The sequence below is a fragment of the Aerococcus sp. L_32 genome (assembly GCF_050689315.1).
In genome coordinates this window covers 1-2,049 of sequence record NZ_JBOEQF010000344.1, presented here as the reverse complement: position 1 = coordinate 2,049, position 2,049 = coordinate 1, and the positions used below count along the sequence as shown (strand labels likewise).

At 37.5% G+C, this 2,049-nt stretch carries 4 protein-coding genes; 2 read left to right on the top strand and 2 right to left on the bottom strand.

Features of this window, described 5'->3' with window-relative positions; translation table 11 throughout:
- Positions 1–139 precede the first annotated feature (139 nt).
- Positions 140–463 (bottom strand): hypothetical protein, encoded by a 324-nt coding sequence (locus ACRCJ0_RS12700; protein WP_069286033.1) that lies wholly within the window; start codon positions 461–463, stop codon positions 140–142.
- 98 nt (positions 464–561) lie between these two features.
- A complete protein-coding gene (locus tag ACRCJ0_RS12695) occupies positions 562–858 on the bottom strand; it encodes a HesB/YadR/YfhF family protein (protein ID WP_016897530.1) in 297 nt (98 codons plus the stop codon).
- A 197-nt stretch (positions 859–1,055) separates the two neighbouring features.
- Here ACRCJ0_RS12695 and ACRCJ0_RS12690 point away from each other — a divergent pair, with 197 nt between their 5' ends.
- Together ACRCJ0_RS12690 and ACRCJ0_RS12685 are read left to right on the top strand one after the other, a co-directional pair.
- Complete coding sequence (locus tag ACRCJ0_RS12690) at positions 1,056–1,721, top strand: ABC transporter ATP-binding protein (protein WP_431390659.1); 666 nt, start codon at positions 1,056–1,058, stop codon at positions 1,719–1,721.
- On the top strand, positions 1,714–2,049 hold a 336-nt coding region (locus ACRCJ0_RS12685; RefSeq protein ID WP_431390657.1), incomplete at its 3' end, for an ABC transporter permease. The genes ACRCJ0_RS12690 and ACRCJ0_RS12685, both read left to right, overlap by 8 nt.

The window sequence follows — 2,049 nt, the reverse complement described above, 5'->3', positions numbered from 1 at the left end:
GATTTCACGGAAACGACTACTATCTCTTTGCATGTTATCACCGTCAATTCAAAGGAATTCCTATTAAAAAACTGTATATGGCAGATGAGGCTGGGACAAAAATGCCTCAGCCTCAACTTATCGTTATATGATCTAAAAATTATTGAATGACGTCTTCTACGGCATCTTCATCCGCAGATTCGGTGTTCGTACCTTTTAATGATTGGACTTCTTGAGTTAAGTTTTCGACTTGTGTTTGTAGTGCTAAGATGCGTTCAGATAAAGTTTGGTCTAAAGGATCTGAAGCGTTTGAACCTTTTGCATGGCCCTTAGCTACCCGTTGAATATCTTCACTTAATGACTTGCCTTCAGCTACAGAAATTTGTCCTTTTTCAATGAGACTTTTTAACACTTCATCGGCTTTCTCATAAGTTAGTCGTGTACCACCTACTGCTGCTAGAAATAAATTTTTAATCGGATTCATGTAGAAACACTCCTTTTTCTGCTTTAGGGTCATGTGCTTAGATATGATAGGTGTATGAATATTTGTCATTTACCACTTATATAGTATAAGAAAATCGTTTATTGTTCAATAAAACGATAAATAAAATTTTCTTCTTTGGGAGAAAAGTCGACTTCAAAGTCGTAGCCATTGAAGAACCAGTCATCATTTTCCGTAATATAGTATTGGATACCGTCAATTGTTTCATCAATTAAGAGGGCACCATCTGGCGAGTCTACGGATAAGCCAACTGAAAATCCTTCATGGACAGCTGTTTTACCGTAAACGCGGCTATGAAATCCGACTTGGCTTCCCGAGGACAATCCCATCTCATTTTTGAAGTAAGCTTGTGCTGCTGGTGTTATCGTTAGTTTCATCTATAGTCGCCTCCATTAAACTTGAAATCTGATATTTTCATTATAACGTATTGTTTCTTGAAAGCAATTTTTTGGTGTTTTTGAAGCAGGTACCAGCATTTTCTTTCAACGATTAAAAGATTAACCGTGGAATCGTAGCACACTACTTATGAAACTATGATAGAATGTTCATGCAAGCCAAAGGGAGGATTATCAACATGCAAGCTATCGTAAAATTTGATCAAGTGACCTTTCAACCAGGCGACACAGCCCTCTTAAAAGACATTTCTTTTTCTATATATGCAAATGAAATGATCCGTGTCGAAGGACCGTCTGGAAGCGGAAAAAGTACCTTGCTGCGTTTAATAGCAGCCCTTATTCCGAGAAATTCAGGTGAAATTAACTACTTAGACCAACCACTAGAAGAAGTAACTTATCAAACATACCGGCAAAATATTTCATATGTGGCCCAAAATCCACTATTATTCGGCGAAACCATCCGTGATAACTTTGAATTGGTTTATGAAGCCCACGGTAAAGACTTTGATGAAAATCCTGTATTGTCTTATATGAAGGCTTTCGGTTTAAGCCATATTGCACTCGACAAATCGATTCATAAAATTTCTGGCGGGGAAAAACAGCGGATTGGTTTAATCAGACACCTGCTTTTTCCACCTAAAGTCCTCTTATTAGATGAAATTACTTCATCATTAGATGAGGACAATCGCGAATTGGTATGGCAGATTTTACTGGACTATAAAGAAAAACACGGAGTCACCATCCTATGGATTAGCCATATTCAAGATGGGTCTCTCCAACCAAACCGGGTCTTCCATATTGCCAACCAAGAAATGATAATTGAGGAGCGTGGTCTAAATGACTAATGCATTAACAACAACCCCAACAACTTTAGCTTTTTCATTTATTCTAGTGATTATCGCGGTCTTGATTTCTTATAAAGAGAAATTGGGGCTTGAAAAGGATATTTTATGGGCAATGCTTCGAATGGTCGTTCAATTGGTCATCATTGGTTACGTGCTGACATACATTTTCCAAATCGATTCAATTATCGTAACGGCCATCATTATGATTTTTATGATTGTAAACGCGGCTTATAATGCAGCAAAACGAGCCAATAAGATTCCCAATGCTTTCAAAATTTCTTTAATTGCCATTATTGGTGGGGTAGTGACGTCAATTCTCGTTTTAGTA

What these genes read in the sequence shown, in the direction of transcription:
- ACRCJ0_RS12700 (WP_069286033.1), bottom strand. Translation starts at nt 463, where the DNA reads ATGAATCCGATTAAAAATTTATTTCTAGCAGCAGTAGGTGGTACACGA.
- ACRCJ0_RS12695 (WP_016897530.1), bottom strand. Translation starts at nt 858, where the DNA reads ATGAAACTAACGATAACACCAGCAGCACAAGCTTACTTCAAAAATGAG.
- ACRCJ0_RS12690 (WP_431390659.1), top strand. Translation starts at nt 1,056, where the DNA reads ATGCAAGCTATCGTAAAATTTGATCAAGTGACCTTTCAACCAGGCGAC.